At 68.0% G+C, this 19,168-nt stretch carries 21 protein-coding genes; 6 read left to right on the plus strand and 15 right to left on the minus strand.

Features of this window, described 5'->3' with window-relative positions; all coding sequences use genetic code 11:
- Positions 1 to 91: 91 nt before the first annotated feature.
- The 4 genes from ABEB12_RS06855 to ABEB12_RS06870 are packed head-to-tail and all read right to left on the minus strand — an operon-like array spanning position 92 to position 4,055.
- Positions 92 to 325 carry a ferredoxin gene (locus ABEB12_RS06855; RefSeq protein WP_185062912.1) on the minus strand — a complete coding sequence of 78 codons (234 nt, stop codon included), beginning with the start codon at positions 323 to 325 and terminating at the stop codon, positions 92 to 94.
- The gene (locus ABEB12_RS06860) at positions 322 to 1,593 is read right to left on the minus strand and encodes a cytochrome P450 (RefSeq protein ID WP_185062913.1); all 1,272 of its coding nucleotides are present in this window, start codon (positions 1,591 to 1,593) and stop codon (positions 322 to 324) included. The genes ABEB12_RS06855 and ABEB12_RS06860 overlap by 4 nt, the downstream gene beginning before the upstream one ends.
- Positions 1,594 to 1,605: 12 nt before the next feature.
- A complete protein-coding gene (locus ABEB12_RS06865) occupies positions 1,606 to 2,883 on the minus strand; it encodes a 2-oxo acid dehydrogenase subunit E2 (protein ID WP_185062914.1) in 1,278 nt (425 codons plus the stop codon).
- Positions 2,880 to 4,055, minus strand: coding sequence for a cytochrome P450 (locus tag ABEB12_RS06870; RefSeq protein ID WP_185062915.1), 1,176 nt, complete (start codon positions 4,053 to 4,055; stop codon positions 2,880 to 2,882). The genes ABEB12_RS06865 and ABEB12_RS06870 overlap by 4 nt, the downstream gene beginning before the upstream one ends.
- Before the next feature lie 137 nt (positions 4,056 to 4,192).
- Here ABEB12_RS06870 and ABEB12_RS06875 point away from each other — a divergent pair, with 137 nt between their 5' ends.
- The 4 genes from ABEB12_RS06875 to ABEB12_RS06890 are packed head-to-tail and all read left to right on the plus strand — an operon-like array spanning position 4,193 to position 8,873.
- On the plus strand, positions 4,193 to 6,517 hold the full coding sequence (locus ABEB12_RS06875) for a molybdopterin cofactor-binding domain-containing protein (protein ID WP_185062916.1): 2,325 nt from the start codon (positions 4,193 to 4,195) through the stop codon (positions 6,515 to 6,517).
- Positions 6,514 to 6,975 carry a 2Fe-2S iron-sulfur cluster-binding protein gene (locus tag ABEB12_RS06880; protein WP_185062917.1) on the plus strand — a complete coding sequence of 154 codons (462 nt, stop codon included), beginning with the start codon at positions 6,514 to 6,516 and terminating at the stop codon, positions 6,973 to 6,975. The genes ABEB12_RS06875 and ABEB12_RS06880 overlap by 4 nt, the downstream gene beginning before the upstream one ends.
- Complete coding sequence (locus ABEB12_RS06885; protein ID WP_185062918.1) at positions 6,972 to 7,784, plus strand: FAD binding domain-containing protein; 813 nt, start codon at positions 6,972 to 6,974, stop codon at positions 7,782 to 7,784. Before ABEB12_RS06880 ends, ABEB12_RS06885 begins: the two co-directional genes overlap by 4 nt.
- A 54-nt stretch (positions 7,785 to 7,838) precedes the next feature.
- Entirely contained in the window at positions 7,839 to 8,873 is a 1,035-nt protein-coding gene (locus ABEB12_RS06890) for a fumarylacetoacetate hydrolase family protein (RefSeq protein ID WP_185062919.1), read from the plus strand.
- A gap of 23 nt (positions 8,874 to 8,896) precedes the next feature.
- Here the strand turns inward: ABEB12_RS06890 and ABEB12_RS06895 are convergent, their stop codons facing one another.
- Positions 8,897 to 9,835 carry a cupin domain-containing protein gene (locus tag ABEB12_RS06895; RefSeq protein ID WP_185062920.1) on the minus strand — a complete coding sequence of 313 codons (939 nt, stop codon included), beginning with the start codon at positions 9,833 to 9,835 and terminating at the stop codon, positions 8,897 to 8,899.
- Positions 9,836 to 10,099: 264 nt separating this feature from the next.
- On the opposite strand from ABEB12_RS06895, the gene ABEB12_RS06900 reads away from it, so the two are divergent.
- Positions 10,100 to 10,579 carry a cupin domain-containing protein gene (locus ABEB12_RS06900; protein WP_185062921.1) on the plus strand — a complete coding sequence of 160 codons (480 nt, stop codon included), beginning with the start codon at positions 10,100 to 10,102 and terminating at the stop codon, positions 10,577 to 10,579.
- Positions 10,580 to 10,716: 137 nt separating this feature from the next.
- On the opposite strand, the gene ABEB12_RS06905 is transcribed toward ABEB12_RS06900, so the two are convergent.
- The 6 genes from ABEB12_RS06905 to ABEB12_RS06930 all read right to left on the minus strand — a co-directional run bounded on the left by ABEB12_RS06905 (position 10,717) and on the right by ABEB12_RS06930 (position 15,056).
- Positions 10,717 to 10,908: a 4Fe-4S domain-containing protein gene (locus ABEB12_RS06905; protein WP_185062922.1), complete on the minus strand. Its 192-nt coding sequence runs from the start codon at positions 10,906 to 10,908 to the stop codon at positions 10,717 to 10,719.
- A 15-nt stretch (positions 10,909 to 10,923) separates the two neighbouring features.
- Positions 10,924 to 11,910, minus strand: coding sequence for an NHL repeat-containing protein (locus tag ABEB12_RS06910; protein WP_345702626.1), 987 nt, complete (start codon positions 11,908 to 11,910; stop codon positions 10,924 to 10,926).
- 27 nt (positions 11,911 to 11,937) lie between these two features.
- Positions 11,938 to 12,753: a mycofactocin-coupled SDR family oxidoreductase gene (locus tag ABEB12_RS06915; protein WP_185062924.1), complete on the minus strand. Its 816-nt coding sequence runs from the start codon at positions 12,751 to 12,753 to the stop codon at positions 11,938 to 11,940.
- A gap of 266 nt (positions 12,754 to 13,019) precedes the next feature.
- Complete coding sequence (locus ABEB12_RS06920) at positions 13,020 to 13,604, minus strand: TetR family transcriptional regulator (RefSeq protein ID WP_185062925.1); 585 nt, start codon at positions 13,602 to 13,604, stop codon at positions 13,020 to 13,022.
- Between the two features lie 154 nt (positions 13,605 to 13,758).
- A complete protein-coding gene (locus ABEB12_RS06925) occupies positions 13,759 to 14,526 on the minus strand; it encodes a hypothetical protein (protein ID WP_185062926.1) in 768 nt (255 codons plus the stop codon).
- The gene (locus ABEB12_RS06930; RefSeq protein WP_185062927.1) at positions 14,523 to 15,056 is read right to left on the minus strand and encodes a nuclear transport factor 2 family protein; all 534 of its coding nucleotides are present in this window, start codon (positions 15,054 to 15,056) and stop codon (positions 14,523 to 14,525) included. Before ABEB12_RS06930 ends, ABEB12_RS06925 begins: the two co-directional genes overlap by 4 nt.
- A 401-nt stretch (positions 15,057 to 15,457) precedes the next feature.
- On the opposite strand from ABEB12_RS06930, the gene ABEB12_RS06935 reads away from it, so the two are divergent.
- Positions 15,458 to 15,901 (plus strand): ester cyclase, encoded by a 444-nt coding sequence (locus ABEB12_RS06935; protein WP_185062928.1) that lies wholly within the window; start codon positions 15,458 to 15,460, stop codon positions 15,899 to 15,901.
- A gap of 431 nt (positions 15,902 to 16,332) precedes the next feature.
- On the opposite strand, the gene ABEB12_RS06940 is transcribed toward ABEB12_RS06935, so the two are convergent.
- Genes ABEB12_RS06940 through ABEB12_RS06955 form a run of 4 tightly spaced genes read right to left on the minus strand, consistent with a single transcriptional unit; the run spans position 16,333 to position 19,156 of the window.
- Positions 16,333 to 16,566, minus strand: a complete 234-nt coding sequence (locus ABEB12_RS06940; RefSeq protein ID WP_345702622.1) for an anti-sigma factor family protein — start codon at positions 16,564 to 16,566, stop codon at positions 16,333 to 16,335.
- The gene (locus ABEB12_RS06945) at positions 16,563 to 17,219 is read right to left on the minus strand and encodes an RNA polymerase sigma factor (protein WP_345702623.1); all 657 of its coding nucleotides are present in this window, start codon (positions 17,217 to 17,219) and stop codon (positions 16,563 to 16,565) included. Before ABEB12_RS06945 ends, ABEB12_RS06940 begins: the two co-directional genes overlap by 4 nt.
- Positions 17,140 to 18,411 carry a cation:proton antiporter domain-containing protein gene (locus ABEB12_RS06950; protein ID WP_185062929.1) on the minus strand — a complete coding sequence of 424 codons (1,272 nt, stop codon included), beginning with the start codon at positions 18,409 to 18,411 and terminating at the stop codon, positions 17,140 to 17,142. The genes ABEB12_RS06945 and ABEB12_RS06950 overlap by 80 nt, the downstream gene beginning before the upstream one ends.
- Positions 18,412 to 18,439: 28 nt before the next feature.
- On the minus strand, positions 18,440 to 19,156 hold the full coding sequence (locus ABEB12_RS06955) for an NAD(P)H-dependent oxidoreductase (RefSeq protein ID WP_185062930.1): 717 nt from the start codon (positions 19,154 to 19,156) through the stop codon (positions 18,440 to 18,442).
- Positions 19,157 to 19,168: the final 12 nt, after the last annotated feature.

Raw genomic sequence — 19,168 nt, forward strand, 5'->3', positions numbered from 1 at the left:
CGCCCATCCCGAAGAACTGAGCGCCCTCTGGGCATCCGCGCGCCAGGATCTCCGGTTGGTGCGCTGATCCCGACCTCGGGGAAACACCAGCTCACCCGCTGTCGACGAGCCGTCCCGGCCAGGTAATGGCCTGGGCGGGACACACCGCGACGGCGCGCTCGATCGACTCGGCGTCGCTGGCCGCGACACCGCCCGCCGCACCGCGAACCCGGGTGATTCCGTCGTCATCCATTTCCAGGTAGCGCGAGGCGTAGTCATGGCACAGCCCATATCCCACACACTTCGTGGCATCCACCGACGGCGGGGGCAGCAGCTCGTCGCTCAATGGGTCGGCACCTCCGCGCCTTCCCGGTGCAGTCGCACCGGGAAGGAATCGAACACCACCTTGAACGTGTCCTTGTTCAGCCGCGGCTCGCGACCGGGAACCAGGTTCACCTCTCGGCGCACCAGCTCGCGCAGAATCGCCACGGTCGACCCCTGGTAGCCGAGGAGTCCGCCGGAGTCGGCATCGAACCGCCCGAGAGCCAGGGCTCGACCGATGCAGGCGTGATGGCCGTGCCCGAACGCCAGCCCCCACAGCGGAACGTCCCTGGCGGTCCGCCGGTAGGGGTCGAAGCGCTCCGGGTGCGGGCCGAAGAACTGCTCGTCGAGATGGGCAACCGGAATGTGCAGCACCAGCTCGTCGCCCTCCTGGTACCGCCGACCCTGTGCGGTGACGCCGGAGCGCAACGCCCGCCGGGTGAGCGCCGGGTTCGGGACGTGCAGTCTCAACGACTCGGCAACCGCCCGGATCAGGAAGTCGTTCCCAACGTCGAGGGCGGCGGCCACCGACTCCGGATGCTCGGCGAGGTACTCGATCAGATGGTGCAGCGCGTCGAGCACCGTGTTCGACGTGCTGCGCACGCCGGCGACCATGTAGAAAGTCGCCTCCCGCGCGATCAGCTCCCCGTCCCAGTTGGCGTCGTCGTACGCCGCGACCAACGTCGAGATGAGGTCGTCGGCGTCGGGGTCAAGGCCGCCGGGCGCACGCCGCCGCAGAATCGCCGGCATGATGTACCGCTCGGTGAAGTCCACCAGGCCCTTGCGGATCCGCCAGGCCTCCTCGATCGGGTCCTTGCGGCTGAACATCAGCCCGGCCGCGCTGTTGACGAACACCATGTAGTGGGTGAGCTCGTCGATGGCGAGCGCGGTGTCGGCCGGCAGGCTCAGGCCGACGAACTCGGCCATGACCAGTGTGGTGATCCTCGGAATGACCTCCGCGAGGTCGACGGTGAGGGTGTCCCCGTCCTGGTCCGCGCGGTCGACCTCGCCGAGGACGTGCTCGATGGCGTTCCGCACGGCCTTCGCCCTGGTCGTCCGCAGCACCGCGGGACGGAAGTGCTTGGCCTCGAGGCGCCTGCGCCGGGCGTGCTCCGCTCCCGCGGTCAGCGAGATCGTCTCCAGCTTGAACGGAGTCGACATCGGATCGGTCCGGGCAAAGTCGGGTGAGGCGAGCACGTCGGCGATCTCGCGGTAGTCCGTCACCGGAGTCATCCGCGCGATCGCCTCGGGCATGTTCGGGTTGGCAGCCACGTCGGGTGCCTTACGCGTCATCGGTCCGTTCCTTCAGCCGTGCAGCAGGATGCGGGCGGGCTCCTCGCAGAGCTCGGCGAGGTAGGTGACGAAACGGCCGGCCTCACCGCCGTCGCACACCCGGTGGTCGAAGGCGAGGGTGAACGCCACCACTCGTCGGACGGCGAGCCCACCCTCCACCACCCACGGCCGCTCTCTGATCGTCCCGATCCCGAGAATCGCCGCCTCCGGGGCGTTGATGATCGGGTCACCGTCGTCGGTGCCGAAGTAGCCGTAGTTGTCGACCGTGAACGTCCCACCGGTCAGGTCGCGCGGCGTCGCGGTACCGGACCGGCAGCGTCCCGCGAGCTCCGCGGTCCGTTCCGCGATCTGCAGGGTTGTCAGCCGGTGGGCGTCCTTGATGTTGGGCACCATGAGGCCGCGCTCGGTGTCGACCGCGATCCCCAGATTGATCGGCTCGAGCAGGCGGATCTCCCCGGCCTCCCGGTCGTAGCGGGCATTGAGTGTGGGGAACCGGCGCAGCGCGGTGAGCACGGCGCGGCAGATGACCGCCATCGGCGTGATCTTCACCGGGAAACCGTCGGCCGCGGCCCGCGCGGTCAGCACCTCGCGCAGCCGCCACAGCTCGGTCACGTCGGCGTCTCGGGTGCACAACGCGTGCGGGATGTCCCGGCGTGAGCGCTCCATCCGGGTGATGATGCGCTTGCGGATGCCTCGAACCTGCTCGACCTCACCGGGATACCGACCACGGAAGCCGGGCACGGCCTTCTCCCCGGACAGCGTGGACCCGGACGACCCATGACCGTTGTCCGATGGGCCTGGGGTGCCGACGGGCGAGGCGGCACGCTCGACGTCGGCGCGGGTGATGGCTCCGCCGGGGCCGCTGCCCGGCGGGAGGCCGGCGAGCTCGATGCCCAGCTCCTTGGCCAGCTTGCGGGCCGGTGGCTTTGCCAGGGGGCGTCCCGCCGAGCGCCGCCGGCGGCTCCGCGCCTCCTGCTGAGCGCCGTACCCGACCAACAACTTCGGCTCGTCCGTCCCGGAGGGCGACGGGCTTCCGGTGGCGATCCTGACGAGCACCTGTCCCACTCCGAGCGTCTCGCCGACGGCAGCGAGCGTCTCGACCACGGTGCCGGCGAACGGGGAGGGCACCTCGACAACGGCTTTCGCGGTCTCCACCGACGCCAGGGCCTGGTTCAGCTCGACGCGGTCTCCCTCGGCCACGTGCCACTCGACGATCTCGGTGTCCTCCAGCCCTTCACCGAGGTCGGGCAGCAGGAAGTCCCGTATCTCCTCGGTCCGTACCCCCGTCATGGGCGACGCTCGTAGGTCACATGAACCTCCCGGGGACGGCGGACGATGCCGCCGCTGTAGCTGATCTCGCCCCGGACCCGGATCCGGCGAGCCTGGGCGGCGAACTCGTGCAGCCCCGCGCCGATGACGGCCTCGGCGAAGATGGCGCCGAGACACCGGTGGATGCCCGCACCGAAGGCCAGATGGGTGGTTCGGGACGGCCGTTCGAAGTCGAGCTGGTCGGCGCACCCGAAGTGTGCCTCGTCGCGATCGGCGGACGCGACGTGGACGATCACCTTGTCACCCTTGCGCAGCTTCGTCGTACCGATGGTGGTATCGGCGGCGACGGTGCGGGCCAGTCCGGCGACCGGGGACTGCAGGCGCAGCAGCTCGTCCAGCCGACGACGTGCCCAGTCCCGTTGGGCAAACGTGTCGATCAGCTCCGGATAGCGACGCGTGAGCACCAGGATGGTGGCCAGCTGCGTCACGTTGGTCTCGAAGCCGGCCGCGATGAGCGAGCACACGCAGCTGGTCACCATGTGCGGCGGGATGGGCTCACCGCCCACCCGGCCGTTCTCCAACGCCGAGATCACGCTGTCGTCGCGCACCCCGGCTGCCCGGCGCCGATCGAGCAGCTCGCCCACCAGCTTCATCAGACCCAGGTAGGACTCCTCGGTGTTCTCCACCACCACCCGGTCGGCCGCCCCGATGAAGTCGCCGAGCAGCCCGAGGTCTTCCACCCGGAGATAGACCTCGGCGAATGCGGCGAAGGAGTACGGCGCCGCGAACTCGCGCACGAACTCCATCGCGCCGGCGTCCAGCAAACCGGCCAGCCGTTCGGCCGCGATCTCGTGCAGTCTCGGCACCGAGGCCCGCACCGCGTCGCGGGTGAAGAACCTGCTGAGCAGCTGGCGGTACTCCTTGTGAGCCGGCGGGTCCAGGCCTACCGGGATGTCCGGCGGCAAGCTCGGGTCCCGGGGAAACACCGTCACGCCTTCACCGTTGGTGAAGGTCACCGGGTCGAGCAGGACCCGGCGGGCGTCCGCGTACCTGGTCACGATCCAGTAGCCCGGCTCCGACGACGTGAACGTCACCGGGCAGTGCTCCCGCGCGTAGGCGGTGACCTCGTACATGCGCTCGTTGTCTTCCGGGCTGTAGTGGTCGAAGCTCCGGAGAACGTCGTCATCGATCATGTCGCTCCCGCCAGGTGTGGCCTGCGCGAGCAGAATAGTCCAACATTTGACGTAACGATAGCCCGGACAAATAGGTCGGACAAATGGTATCGTGCCGGCGGACTCTGTGTCCCCGACCACAGTGGAGGAGAACGCCCATGAGCAGCATCCTGGGCACACGGGTGCGACGGGTCGAGGACAAGGGCTTTCTCACGCGCGGTGCCGTGTACACCGAAGACGTCCAGGACGATCGCCTGACCGACGCCCTCTACCTGACGCTCGTCCGCTCGCCGGTCGCACACGGACGCATCACCGGAATCGACACGTCGGCGGCGCGTGAGTCCGACCGGGTCGTGGCCGTGTTCACCGCGGCCGATCTCCAGGACGTGCCGCCGCAGCCGCCCTCGTTGCCGATGTTCCCGCCCGGCATGGCGCAGCCTCTGCTGGCCCACGATGTGGTCCGCTACGTCGGAGAGCCGATCGCCGCGCTGCTCACCAGCCGTGTCTACGACGGTGCGGACGCCGCCGAGCTGGTCTCGGTGGACTTCGACCCGCTGCCGGCCGTCACCGACCCGGCGCGATCCGCCCGCGACGAGATCCTGCTGTTCCCCGAGGTGGGTACCAACACGGCCTTCGACGTGGCCGCCATGGCGGCCGCGGCCGCCGAAGCGCAGGGAGTCCAGCTCCCCGCTCCCCCGGCCGATCCGTTCCAGGGGTGCGAGGTCGTCATCCGCCAGGTGCTGCACAACCAGCGCGTCGCACCGGCCCCGCTCGAGGGCCGGGCCGCGGCCGCGACCTGGGAGGACGATCGGCTGCTGCTGTGGTGCTCCAGCCAGGGCGCGCAGACCCTCCGGCCGAGCGTCGCCGCGATGCTGGGGATACCGCCCGACCAGGTCAGGCTGATCACCCCCGACGTCGGTGGCGCGTTCGGCGGCAAGTTCTTCGCCGATCCCGAGCACGCGATCTGCGCCTGGGCCTCCCGACGGCTCGGCCGGCCGGTCCGCTGGACCGAGACCCGCTCGGAGAACCTGCTGTCGATGCATGGTCGAGGCCAGATCCAGACCATCACGATCGGCGGCCGCCGCGACGGCACCATCGAGGCCTACCAGCTCGACGTGATCCAGGACGCCGGCGCCTATCCGAGGATCGGCTCGATGTTGCCGGCGCTGACCACCATGATGGCGTCCGGCGTCTACGCCATCGACCCGGTGCTCACCTCCGCCCGCAGCGTGGTCACGAACACCGGCCCGATGGGAGCCTTCCGGGGCGCCGGCCGCCCGGAGGCCACCGCGGCGATCGAGCGTGCGGTCGACCTGTTCGCGGCCGAGGTCGGGATGGATCCCGCGGCGGTCCGGAAGATGAACGTGCTCGCCGCCTTCACCGAACCGATCACCGTCGCCACCGGCGCGGTGTACGACACGGGCGACTACCAGGGTGCGTTGGAGCGGGTGCTGGAGGCGGCCGACTACGCCGGGCTGCGCGCCGAGCAGACCCGGCGCCGGGAACGCGGTGACGTGCGGCAGCTGGGCATCGGGCTGAGCTGCTACGTCGAGATCACCGGGGCCGGCATGGAGCCGGGGGTGTTCAAGGAGAACTCCACCGTCGAGGTGCACGCCGACGGCACGGTCACCGTGCTCACCGGTACGTCCCCGCACGGGCAGGGCCACGCGACCAGCTTCGCGATGATCGTCAGTGACCGCCTCGGAGTGCCGATCGACCAGATCACGCTGCGGTGGGGCGACACCGATGTGGTGCCCGAGGGCGCCGGCACCGGAGGGTCCCGGAGCCTGCAGCAGGGTGGGGCCGCCGTGCTGCGGGCAGCCGACGAACTCGTCGAGCTGGCGAGGATTCGAGCGGCGGGACTCCTGGAGGTCGATCCGGACGATATCGAGGTCGACACCGACAACGCCCGGCTGCGGGTCGCCGGTGTGCCCGACGCCGGAGTCACCTTCGCCGAGCTGGCGGCCGTCGAGGAGCTCAAGGCGCACACCGTGTTCTCGGCGCCCGGCCCGACCTTCCCGTTCGGCGCGCACCTCGCGGTCGTCGAGGTCGACACCGAGTCCGGCCAGGTGGAGGTGACGCGGCTGGTCGCCGTGGACGACGCGGGGACGATCCTGAATCCGCTGATCGTCGAGGGCCAGATCCACGGCGGACTCGCCGCGGGCATCGCGCAGGCGTTGTACGAGGAGATCCGGTACGACGAGGACGGCAACCCCCAGACAGGGACCTTCGCGGACTACTCCATCGTCGCGGCGACCGAGGTCCCCTCGTTCCAGCTGGTCCCGATGGAGACCCCTACCCCCTACAACCCGCTCGGCGCCAAGGGTGTCGGAGAGGCCGGCACGACCGGAGCCACTCCGGCGGTGCAGAACGCCGTCGTCGACGCACTGGCCCACCTCGGCGTGCGGCACATCGACCTGCCCACCACGTCCCAGCGGGTTTGGCGAGCGATCAACGAGGCCCGGAACGGAGTTCAGCGGTGAAGGTACGTCTCAGCGTGAACGGTCAGGAGCGCATCGACGACGTCGAACCCCGCCTGCTGCTCGTGCACTACCTGCGGGAGGTCTGCGGACTCCGGGCGGCCAACATCGGCTGCGACACCACGTCGTGCGGTGCCTGCACCGTACTGTTGAACGGCGAGGCCGTGAAGTCCTGCACCGTGCTCACCGTGCAGGCCGACGGCACGGAGGTCGAGACCGTCGAGTCGCTCGCCCGGCCCGACGGCACGCTCCATCCGGTTCAGCAGGCCTTCCACGACCACCACGCCCTGCAGTGCGGCTTCTGCACACCCGGCATGGTCATGGCCGCCGTCGACCTGCTTCGCGAGCATCCTCGTCCGAGCGAGGCCCAGGTGAGGTCCGGTATCGAAGGCAACATCTGCCGGTGCACCGGCTACCAGAACATTGTGGCGGCGATCCTGGCATCGGCGGAGCAGGCATGATCCCGGCGGCATTCGAATACCTGCGCGCCGACACGGTCGAGGAGGCCCTCGCCGCGTTGGCGGAGCTCGGTGACGAGGCCAAGTTGATGGCCGGTGGTCACTCGCTGCTGCCCATGATGAAGCTACGGCTGGCCTTTCCCGCCACCGTGGTCGACCTGGGACGGCTGGCCGAGCTCTGCTACCAGCGACTGGACGGGGACGAGGTGGCGATCGGTGCGCTGACCAGGCACTGCGAGCTCGTGTCGTCCCCGTTGCTGGCCCGGGAGGTGCCGTTGTTGCCCCATGTCGCCGCTCGGGTCGGCGACCGGCAGATTCGGCACCGGGGCACGATCGGCGGCTCGCTGGCCCACGCCGACCCCGCCGCCGACCTCCCGGTGGCCGTCCGCGCGTTGGGCGGAACGATCGTGGTCCGGGGTCCCGACGGAGAACGGCACATCGACGTCGCGGACTTCTTCGTGGACTACTTCGAGACGGCGCTCGCTCCTGACGAGATGCTCGTCGAGATCCGGGTACCCCGGTGTGGCGCCCAGGGCTGGGCCTACCAGCGGTTCGCGCGCCGTTCGCACGACTGGGCGATCGTTGCCGCGGCAACGGTCGGCGGCCGAGTCGCGCTGGCGAACATGGCCAACGTGCCGACGCGGGCCACCGCCACCGAGCGGGCGCTGGCCTCCGGCGCTTCGATCGAACAGGCCGCCGCCCTCGCGGCCGACGGGACCGAGCCCTCGGCCGACGGGCACGCCGACGCCGAGTACCGCCGCCACCTCGCGCGGCTGCTGACCCGCCGAGCACTCGAGTCGGCGGCCGCCTGACCGGCGGGAGTACCTGCTCGTGAGGCTGTCCGGTATGCCCCTGTCGGAGGTGCGATGAAGCTGGCGACGTTCTCCTATCCCGGCCCCCAGGGCCGGGAGTCCCGAGTGGGGGTGCCCGATGAGCAGGGCCTCATCGACATCACCAACGCGGCCGCGGAACTGCTGCGCATCCGCAAGGGCGGTACCCGTGCGCGCGATGTCGCGGCCGCGGTCGTGCCGCCGGACATGATCGAGTTCATTGCCACCGGTTCCATGGCGCTCGACCTCGCCGCCGAAGCCGTCGAGGCGGTGCGGACCGGCAGGATCGGACCGTGGAGCTCGGACGACGCGCGCGTTGTGTGGCCCGCCGATCAGGTGCGGCTGGAAGCTCCGCTGCGCCCCCGGAGCATGCGCGAGTTCGGCGTGTACACCGAGCACCTCGAGCATCTGGGCATCAAGGTGCCCGAGGCGTGGTACAAACTGCCGCTCTACTTCAAGGGCAACCCGGAGTCGGTGATCGGTCCCGACCAGACCATCCGATGGCCGGCGTTCACCACGACGCTCGACTTCGAGCTCGAGATCGGCGCGGTCATCGGCAAGCCGGCCCTCAACCTGAGTCCTGACGAGGCCATGGACGCGGTGTTCGGCTACACGATCTTCAACGACGTCTCGGCACGGGACATCCAGCGCGCGGAGCAGACCTACCAGGTGGGCCCCGCCAAGGGGAAGGACTTCTGCAACGTGCTCGGACCGGTGATCGTCACCCGCGACGAGCTCGGCGACGGCGACCTCGCCGTGATCGTGCGGGTCAACGGCCGGGAGTGGACCCGCTCCACCACTGGGGGCATGTATCACCCCTGGCCACGGCTGGTCTCGCATGCTTCCTGGGAGGAGTCTCTGGTCCCGGGCGACCTGCTGACCGCCGGCACCGTGGCGGGCTGCTGCGCGGCGGAGTACTTCCTCGACCAGGGCCGGTCGCCGGAGGACGGTCTCCTCGCGCCCGGAGACGTCGTCGAGTTCGAGGTCGAGGGCATCGGGCTACTGCGCAACGCCGTCGGTGACCGCCCGGACGAACTGTCGCTCGACTACGGGGTACCGCTCTCCACGTGACCGCCGACGGGCAAGGCCCGTTCCTATAAATGCAGGAACGGCAGGACCGGACGTCCCGAATTGGTCCACTGGAGGACCAGGAGGACCGTGCCGTCCTGTTCGGCGCGCGTCGCGGGATATTCGACATCCGGCGGGTAGAACATGCAGGAGATCGCGTCGTACTCCCTGCTCCGCCAGGTTACCGAGCCCTCGATCAACCACCGGGTCTGTTGGAAGTCGACGGTGTCCGCGCCCAGCACCGCCCCCTTCGCCAGGCGCACCAGCTTCACGTTCGGACCGGTCTCGTACATGTTCAGCACGTGCTTGACCTCGACGCCGTCGCGCACCGGCAGCCACGGCAGTTCCTTGGTACGCACGTAGACCGGGTGCGGCAGACGAGGGCGGGCGTACTGGACCTTCTCCTCGCCGGTGAGCCGCGACTTGCCCTGCTCGATCGCGATCGTGATCGCCTCGAACGAGTCCAGCGGCCGCCCGCCATCCGGCCGGTAGATCCCGTTGTCGAAGTTGCCGTACTTTTCCAGCTCCTTGGTGGTCTTCGAGATCAGCGTCTGGTCGAGGAACGGCCGGTTGGAGGGACCGGTGAACTGGGTTTGGAGCATGTGGCACCGAGCCGTCGGGTTCTCCACCGAGGCCATCGGACCGTACTTGACCGAGTCACCGACGAACTGAAGGTCGCCTTCCTCCACGGTGTCCTTGCCGAACTTCATCGCTCCCCGGTGGAAGTACCGGACCTGCGAGAAGGTGTGGGCGTGGCGCACATTGCGGATCTCCTCCAGCTCCAGTGCGCTGTTGTTGGTGACCGCGATGCCGCGCTGAGGGTTGATCACCTGGAAGAAGCGCTGGTCCCAGCTCGACGCCTGCCTGCCACCGAAACCCTGCGCCTGCACGGCAAGGTCGTCGTAGTGAACGCACACGGCTTCGGTGCCCTCGAACGTGTCCGTCTCATTCAGGATCAGCGGCAACAGTCCATCCCTTCAACGCGGTCTTAGCGGGGCTACCGGATCTGCGGGTCGCCCTACCGTCCACTACGTGACATTGTTGGACATTTCTGCGTTGCGCGCAATGGGTCCGGACCTACGAGTTCGCCGCACGCCAGCCCGGACTGCGCGCGACCGCCAGCTGATGCGTTGACCTCGACTATAAATTGTCCTATATTTTCCTAAACGATAGGCACGACGATCTACGGGCCCGACCGGTCCCGACGTCCTGTGACCGAGAGGATGACCATGTCCGCCGAGGACTCCGCCGACACCGTTGTGGCTCCCAACCTCAGCCTGCTGACCGGGCCGATCGAGAATCCGGGTCAGCCCACAATTTTCAAGATCGAAAAACCTGAGATGAAGCGTGGCAGGCACGTCAGGGTGCTGGCGCGGACCGAGACGATGTACTGCAACGTGCAGTTCGTCCGCCAGGGCGGCGAGAACAAGCTGCACTCCCACCCGAACCTCGACGGCCTGTGGTTCGTCCTGAAGGGCAAGGCCCGCTTCTACCAGGGCCATGAAGAGCTGCTCGTCGAGCTCAACGCCGGCGAAGGCGTCGTCATCCCGCACGACTACAAGTACTGGTTCGAGAGCGCCGGCGACGAGGACCTGGAGCTACTGCAGGTCGAGTCGTTCCTCAATGCTGGCGATGAGATCAAGCGTGTGGTGCACGACAAGAGCGGCGAACTTTCGAGCGAGACCTGGGATATGGAGTCGAGCCACTAAGGAGTACCGAAAGCTCGTTACCTGGGTGTGGCCCCAGAGATCCGGGGCCACACCCATTTGTGTTGTGCGGTTGCCGGAATTCGGGCCGCTACCGCTTCGTGCCGAGCGACCATGGCCGGAGATGCTGGCTCACCGGATCAGACTTCGAGCGTGATTGCCTGCGTGGGGCAGCTGTTCGCCGCCGCAACCACGTCGTCCCGCACCGACTCGGCAGGTTGCTCCTGGAGCACGTACAAGAAGTCGTCGTCACGAACCTCGAATACGTCCGGGGCATACATCATGCATTCCCCGTGTGCCTCACACTTCTTGAAGTCAACGTGCACGCGCACCGACTTGTCCTTTCTCTACACCGGGTCCCAGCGACGGATACTGGCCGGCTCCACATCGGGTACCTGATCGAAGTTGAATCGGAGCCATGACCGGGCAACCTCGGCGACGAAGATCCGCCCATCACGATCGACGGCGACGTCGTGCGGCGCGGTGAGGCGACAACCGCCGTCATGCCGGTCGAGAATCAGCCTTTCCCTGCCGTCAGCGTCCAGGGCGACCAGGCGATTGCCCAGCTGAGCCACGTCTCTCTGCACAGCGCTCGGACCGAGTTCGGCAATCAGGAGCAGATCTTCATCACCCCAACGCATCGGCACCGCGGCGCACGGGCGGTGACAATGCCAGTGCCCGAACGCGCCGCCCTTTTTGTCGAAGAACTGGAGGCGGAAGTTCTCCCGGTCAGATACGACGAGGAGATCCTCGCCGAGGAAGCTCAGATGGTGCGGGAGGCTGAAACAACCGATCGCGCCGCCGGGCTCCCCCCACGACAGCACATGGACACCGTGACGGTCGAAACGGTGGATTCGAGAGTTTCCGTATCCGTCGGCGACGAAAATGTCACCGCTGCGCGGATGCACAGCCACGGAGGTCGGCCGGTTGAACGCCTTTCCCTCCTGCCAGGGCGCCGGCGCACCCCGGTTGCCGAGCACGAAGTGCAGGTCCCCGTCAGGAGAGCGCTTCTCGACGACATGCCCGAACTCGTCAACCAGATACAGATCGCCGAACCGGTCCACGGTGATTCCGTGCGGGCGAGCGAACTGGCCCTCCCCCCAAGCGCGGAGCACACGCCCGGCCAGATCGAGCTGGACGACGGGCACCGCGCCTCGGTGGAAGGCCCAGACGGTGCCATCCGGCGCCGCGGCCACGGAGGCCGTGTCCCCCGTGAACGTGAGTCCCCTCGAGGGTGGAGGCCAGTCGGGAACAGGTGCGTGCGTCACCGCATGCTCGCCCTCCGCCCGAGCTCCGGGCATGGCCAGCCCCAGCAGCGTTTCGTGCGACGGCATCAGATCCACGATCCGAACTCGACAGCCTCAGTACTGCGTGTTGCCGGCGTCCACGGTCATCGCATGGGCGGTGACGTAGCGCGCCTCGTCGGAGGTCAGGAAGACCACCGCGTTGCTGGCGTCCTCGGGTTCGATCATGGGCACGTCGATGCCATTGGTGAACATGGGCGCCAGCCGAGGGTGCTTGGCGAGGACCTCGCCCATTCGCGCGAAGGACGCATCGGAGTTCATCAAGGTCTGCACGCCGGTCGGATGCAGGGTGTTGACCCTGATGTTGTGCTCGGCCAGCTCGAAAGCCAGCGAACGCATGAGCCCGACGATCGCGCTCTTGGCCGCCGTGTACGGGTGGAAGAACGGCAGTCCCTTGAGGCCGGCCGCGGAACTGATCAGCAATATCGAACCGCCACCGGAGTCAACCAGATGCTGGATCGAGAGCTGCACGGTGTTCCAGACACCGGTCAGATTGATGTCCAGCACGTCCTGCCACAGCTCCGGCGTGACCTCGTGCCACTCCTGGATCGTGATGATCCCGGCGTTGGCGACCACGGCGTCGAGCCGGCCCAATTGGCTCACGCCGTTGTCGATCGCGGCCTTGAGGCCCTGCCGGTCCCTGACATCCGCTTCGACAGCCACGATACGTCGGTCGAGTGCCTCGACCTCCTTGACCGTGCCGGCAAGGTCTTCCGACGTCGCTGGCGGGTACCGCGTGTGCGGCATCGGTGCGCACGCGTCGACGGCAATGATGTCCGCCCCTTCCCGTGCCGCGCGAATCGCATGGCTACGGCCCTGACCGCGCGCCGCCCCCGTGATCAACATGACCTTGCCTGAGAGCCGACCAGTCATCGCACCTCCAAAGAGTCCGACAATAACAATAGTCCGCTCATGGTGTCCTTGACTAGCACCTGGGCATCAAGGTAGGTAACGGCAGTCGGCGGCTCAGCCCCGTCTACTGGCTATCGTTCGACTTTTTAGCCTCGCGGCCCCGGGCGCTGATCTTGCTGGAGGGTTCGCCGGTGATCGGAGGTATTGGCCCCTCCTGCTATTAGGTGCTCAAGCATTGCTCAAACCGATGGCTCCCGATCAGTCGCCCGTTGGCGCACCGCCGGACGTCATGGCCGATGCGCGACACCATGCAGCATCAACGCGGCCGCCTCCTCGGTCTGCACGCGTCGGTCAGGTGACCGGCCGCCCGGAAACACCCACTCGTCAAACAGCGCCATCGCGAGGACCATCCCGGTGATTGCCCCGATGGTCGCATCGGGTTGGTGGAGTCCGGCGTAGCCCTGCGCGCGGGCCTCGTCGAGCAGCGCCTGTCGGAGGGTCACCATTCCCTGGGTGAACTGCTCACTGATCGAGCGCGCCAGGTCGCCGAGCCGGCCGTCGGCGGCGGTGGCCGTGAGCAGCAGCCTCAATGAGTCGCGGTGAGGCTCGACCGCGTCGTAGAGGCCCACGACGAAATGCCGGGCAAGTTGCTCCGGGTCCCGTTGGCCAGGCGGGTTCGAGCGCCAGAACTCGAAGTGTTGCTCCAGGAAGTCTCGGAGCGGGGTCAGAACCGTCGCTTCGAACAGCTCGGCCTTCGACGAGAAATGGCGGTACAACGTCGGCTGGTCTACCGATGCCCGCTCGACGATCTGCGCGGTCGTCGTCGCCTGGTACCCCTGGCACTCGAAAAGGTCCCGCGCCGCCTCCAGCAACAGCAGCCGGATCTCCGCTGAGGAACGCCGGTTCGCGCGGTTGCGAGTACCCGTCCTTGGGGTCGCGCGCGTTTCGGCACGACCCGCATACGATGGTTTCATCCGGCCTCTCGTAACGCCCTCAACATCGGCGGCGGGAACAAAAGGGGGCTATTCAGTCGACGCGCCGCGCGGGCTGCGGCTCAGGTTCGGCCGCCACGATCGCCATTTCGGACGCGGCGGACCCGTCGAGCCGCTTGATCGCCGACATCATCACGGTCGACATGCCGACGACCCAGACGAAGAACACCGCCAGCGGGAGCCAGTAGGCGAGCACTCCGTTCCAGGAGAACGGCCCGCTCTTGAAGAAACTGATCAACCCTCCGGGGACCGAGAGCAACGCGGTCCACCAGCACAGGTACCCGGACCATCGGGGAAATATCGGGTGCGCCGACTGGTCGCCGAGAATCGTCCACCCGGTCACTCCCAGCCAGATCATCAGCGGCGGCCATGGGTACAGAAACAGGAACCAGGCGAAGTCGTTGATCGATCTGGTCACGTCCGGGTCGATCTCGCCAGGCCGAAAGGCCGCGAGGGCCCAGATCATCGGCACGAAGACGACGATCACGGTGACCACGCCGATGCAGACCACCTGCGTGTAGGTGCGGATCGGCGTCCGGCCCTCCAGCAGCCTGGTCAGCGCCGCGAGCGCGCACCCCCACAGGGCGACGAAACAGAACCCGGTGATCATGAGAAAGCAACCGACCCGGATCCGGGTCTGGTGTTCGACATAGATCTTGACGATCTGAGCGCTGGAGTCCTCCGCGGAGGGCGGCAGGATGAATCCGGACAGCACGAAGCCAGTACCGAACAGCAGGAACATGCCGGCGAAGCCAACCCAGATGGCGGTTCGCACGGGCCCGAGGCTGAGCCGCTCGGTCATCGCGCGCTCCCGGTGGAATAGAGCGGGTCGGCCGCGTCCGGGCGGCCGAGGAGGATGTCGCGGTCGGCCCACTGGTCCCACATCTTCGCGGTGGGCGGGTCCACTCGGGAGTAGTCGTACACCAGCCGTCGGTGCGCGATCGCCCATCGCCCGGCCCGCTTCTCGAAGCGGTCCACGAAGCGACCTCCGAACAGGATGTCGGGCAAGCTCGCATCGGGGTCCCGGCCTACGAGAACGTTGTAGAGGTAGGACTCCACGTGCGCGCTGTCACCGTCCCGTTCGATCAAGGTGTTGGTGACGACATGCTGCATGATCCCGTACTCCGAGGCGGGCCCCCGAAACTGGTGCACGAGTTCGATGAACCCCTCGAGACCGCCGTTGAACACGCCGTGTTCGTCGATCGCGTCCTCGTGATAGCAGCCACGGACGAGGTCGACGTCGTACCGGTCGATACCCCGGCAGTAGCGGTAGAGACAGTCCCTGATCTGCTCGCGCGCCCAGAGCTCTTCAACGATCTCCGACGTGTCCACCGTGGTTCTCCGTTCGAAATTGTTGGATATTTTGAGTCTAGAAGAGAGTAGCTCAGGGTGTCAAGGCCCGAAAGCACCACTGACCTCCCTAAACTGTTCGATTGGCAAATTACTGGACTTAACCGAAAAGAGTCGATGTGCGGTCGCGTGGGGTTTGCTAGGAGCATCGCTGAACACGCCGCGACGCCACCCGACATGCCATGCGGCACCCGCTGCGCGGCGCAGTACAGGACACCGATGCGGTGCGCGATGACATCCGCCAGATGGTCACCGAGCATCCGCGAGGGAGATGAGGTCGACCGGCCTCCGTAGGCGCCGCAACCGTCAGCGGCCGCCCGGTGTTCTCCTCAATGCATGCAAGGGGCCGGCCCTGATCGATTAACCCAACGGAAGGGCATGTCGTGTCAGAACAGAACAAGGCCATCGTCGGACGCTGGTTCACCGAATTCTGGGGCAATCCGTGGAATCCCGGTGTGATCGACGACTTGGCGGCGCCGGACATTCGGTTCGAGTACTCGATGCACGCCCCGTGCCGTGGCCGCGACCAGGTGCGGGAGTTTGCAACCAAGTTCCGGTCGGCATTTCCCGATCTGAACTTCTGGGGCACCGCCGAACTGATCGCCGAAGGCGACTACGTAGTCGGGCAATGGGAAGGTGGTGGCACTCAGACCGGAGAGGCCTTCGACGACATCCCGGTCGGCGCGCTGCCGGCCAGCACCGGCAAGACGATGCGCTTCAGTGGCATCTCCGTCCTGAAGGTCGAGAACGGGCTGATTACCGAAGAGATCGGCCTTGATGACGGCCTCAGCGCCCTGCGACAGCTCGGGCTGATCACGGCGGCGTAGGCCCCGACAACGAAGCTCGCGCGCCCGGTGCCCGGTCAGTGCCCACCCGGCTGGCACCCCCAACACGGCGGTCTCGCCAGCCGGATGGGGTGTCAGGATCTCGTCGCGCACGAGACTGCGCCGGGCACCGCGCGCCGAGCTGACCGAAATGCGACCCAGGTGCCGCATCGCAGGTCCATCGCCATGCAAGCCGACCCCAGCGACAGCTTCGCGAAGAGATCGAGTTCACCTCAGGCGGCGTGAAGTGCGCGGCGTGGTTTTACCCGGCCACTTCCGATCCCCGCCCTCGACCGATTGTCGTGATGGCTCACGGCATCACCGGTACGCGGCGTGACGGACTGCCGCCATTCGCCGACCGATTCGCGGCAACCGTCAACGCCGCGCTGATCCACGCCGGCAGCGGCTTGACAACCCCATAGGGACACCCCCCGCTAACGGTTGTGCCAGTCGCGGAAGGCGGTGAGCAGGTCGTTGCGGGCCCGGGTGGACAGCGTCTCGGGGGGTAGCTCGCCGAGCCGGGCGATCGTCACCCGGAACTGGTCGAGGTAGCGTTCGCAGCCTTCGCATATGGCGATGTGCTCGACAAACCGTGCCTCGTCGACGGGGGCGAGGGCACCGTCGAGGAACGCCGTCACCAGTTCCACGAACTCGTTGCAGTCCATCATCGCGCGGTGGCCTCCCCGCTCGCTCCGAACGCGAGGTAACCCGCGAGTTCCTCGCGGACAACCGCACGCGCACGGTGCAGCAGTACCCGCTGGTTCGCCGGGGAAATCTCCAACATCCGGCACACCTCGTCGGCATCGTGGCCGTCCACGTCCCGCAGGTTGATCACGATGCGCTGCCGCTCGGGCAGCCGCGCCAACACCCCGGTGATCACGGCCCGGATCTCGGTGTTGAGCGCCGCGTTCTCCGGGGAGTCCCACTCGTGCGGCGCATCGCGCCAGTGCCCGGGATAGTCGCCGTCGGCGCCTTGGAAACGCGCGGGGTCGACGGTGGGTCCGCGATCCTCGTCCTCGGGGGCCAGGCTCGCCCACGGCACGCTTCGCCGCTCCCGGACACCGCGCTTCTTGGCCGTGTTCACCAGGATCCGGTACACCCACGTGCGGACCGACGAGCGAGCCTGGAACCGGTCGATGCCGTTCAGCACGGCCAGCCAGGTGTCCTGCACGACCTCCTCGGCCGACGCGTGGGTGGAGACGAAGGACTTGGCCAGCCGCAGCATCGACGGTGACCAGGCGTCAACCACCTCGGCGAACGCCGCCTCGTCCCCTCCGCGCAGCGCCGCCACGAGGTCCGGGTCGCAGGTCGGTGGAGGCACCGGGTGAATATACGGCCGGCTCCCGCCCCAGCAGCCCCAGCGCGGCCGCCGGGAACGCCAGCACGGACAGCAGGCCGGCGCAGACCAGCGCCGCCGCCGTCACCGGTGACATGAGGCCGATGACGGTGCCGATCTGCGTCGCGGTGACCAGGAACGGCAGTGAGGTCGCCTGCAGCAGGCCGGCGGCCGCGACCGACCGCCGGTCGAACAGCTTCCGGTAGAGCAGGGCTGGCACGCCGCGCGCGAGCAGCAGCGCAAGCAGGAACAGCGGCACGCGGGCCAGCGCGGCGGGGTCGGCGAGCAGCCCGGCAAGGTCCAGCCGGATCCCGCTGGCCACGAAGAACACCGGGATGAGCAGGCCGTACCCGATCGCGTCCAGCTTGACCCGGAACCGGGGGTGCGAGGAGGCGTCCTTGTCGAGCAGGCCGACCACCGCGCCGGCGAGGAAGGCCCCGAGGATGCTCTCCAGGCCGAACGCCTCGGCCAGCGCGACGAAGGCGACCAGAAGCGCCACCGCCGCCCGCACCCGGATCTCGGCCGTGGTGTCCTGCAGCCGGACCAGCGTCGTGCCCAGCCGCCGGGACCGCCCGGCCAGCGCCACCACGATGCCGGTCACGGCCACCAGCAACACGAACATCCCGAGCAGCACGACCCGCCCGCCGGTGCTCCCGCCGGTGGTGGAGAACAGCAGCGAGAGCAGCACCACCGCCGCGAAGTCGGCGACCGAACAGGCCGCGATCACCGTCTGGCCCAGCGGCGACTCGGCACGGCCGGCGTCCTTGAGGACCGGCACGACCAGCCCGAGCGATGTCGCCGAAAGCGTCACCGCCAGCAGCAGCGGGCTGTGCACCCAGCCGAGGGCGCCAAGGCCCGCGCCCTCGGCCAGGCCGACCACCAGGCTCACCAGGTATCCGAGCAGCGCGAGCCGCAGGACCCTCCCGCGCAGCCTCCGCACGTCGATCTCCAGGCCGGCCAGGAACAGCAGGAACGCCAGGCCGAGCAGCGCGACGATCTGCACCGGGAGGTCAGCCTGGACCCAGCCGAGTACCGAGGGGCCGACCACGATGCCGGCGACGATCTCCAGTACGACGGCCGGTACGCGCAGGGCCGGGGGCACCTGCGCCGCGAGCAGCGGCGCCACCAGCGCTATGGCGGCGACCGCGAACAGGTTGACGAACTCGACGTCAGGCATGTTTCCCGGCTCCGTCCGGCCACGCCGCTCAGCGGTATTCGGGGTTCTCGAAGTCGAAGCGGCAGCCGGCGTCCCACTGGGAACGCTGGTTGCCGTGCGCCGGGATGCCGCCGGCGTCGCGCAGCATCCGGGCCAGGTGCATGAGGTTCCAGGTCATGAAGGTGGTGTTCCGGTTGGTGAAGTCGTTCTCCGGGCCGCCCGAGCCGGGGTCGAGGTAGGAGGGACCGGGTCCGGCCTCCCCGATCCATCCGGCGTCGGCCTGCGGCGGAATGGTGTAGCCGAGGTGCTGCAGGCTGTAGAGGACGTTCATCGCGCAGTGCTTCACGCCGTCCTCGTTGCCGGTGATCAGACAGCCACCGACCCGCCCGTAGTAGGCGTACTGACCGGCGTCGTTGAGCAGGTGCGAGCAGGCGTACAGCCGCTCGATGACGAGCTTGGTGACCGAGCTGTTGTCGCCCAGCCAGATCGGGCCGGCGACGACCAGGATGTCGGCGGCCAGAACCCGCTGGTAGAGCGCCGGCCACTCGTCACGCGCCCAGCCGTGCTCGGTCATGTCCGGCCAGACACCGGTGGCGATGTCGTGGTCGATCGCGCGCACCACCTCGACGCGCACGCCGTTCTTCTCCATGATGTTGCGGCTGACGTCGATGAGGCCCTCGGTGTTGCTGGGGTCGGGTGAGCGCTTGAGCGTGCAGTTGATGAACATCGCGCGCAGGTCGTCGTAACGGGTCTCGGTGCCGGTCATGGTCTGTGTCCC

It is taken from the genome of Actinospineispora eucalypti, from assembly GCF_039543365.1.
GTDB lineage: Bacteria > Actinomycetota > Actinomycetes > Mycobacteriales > Pseudonocardiaceae > Pseudonocardia > Pseudonocardia eucalypti.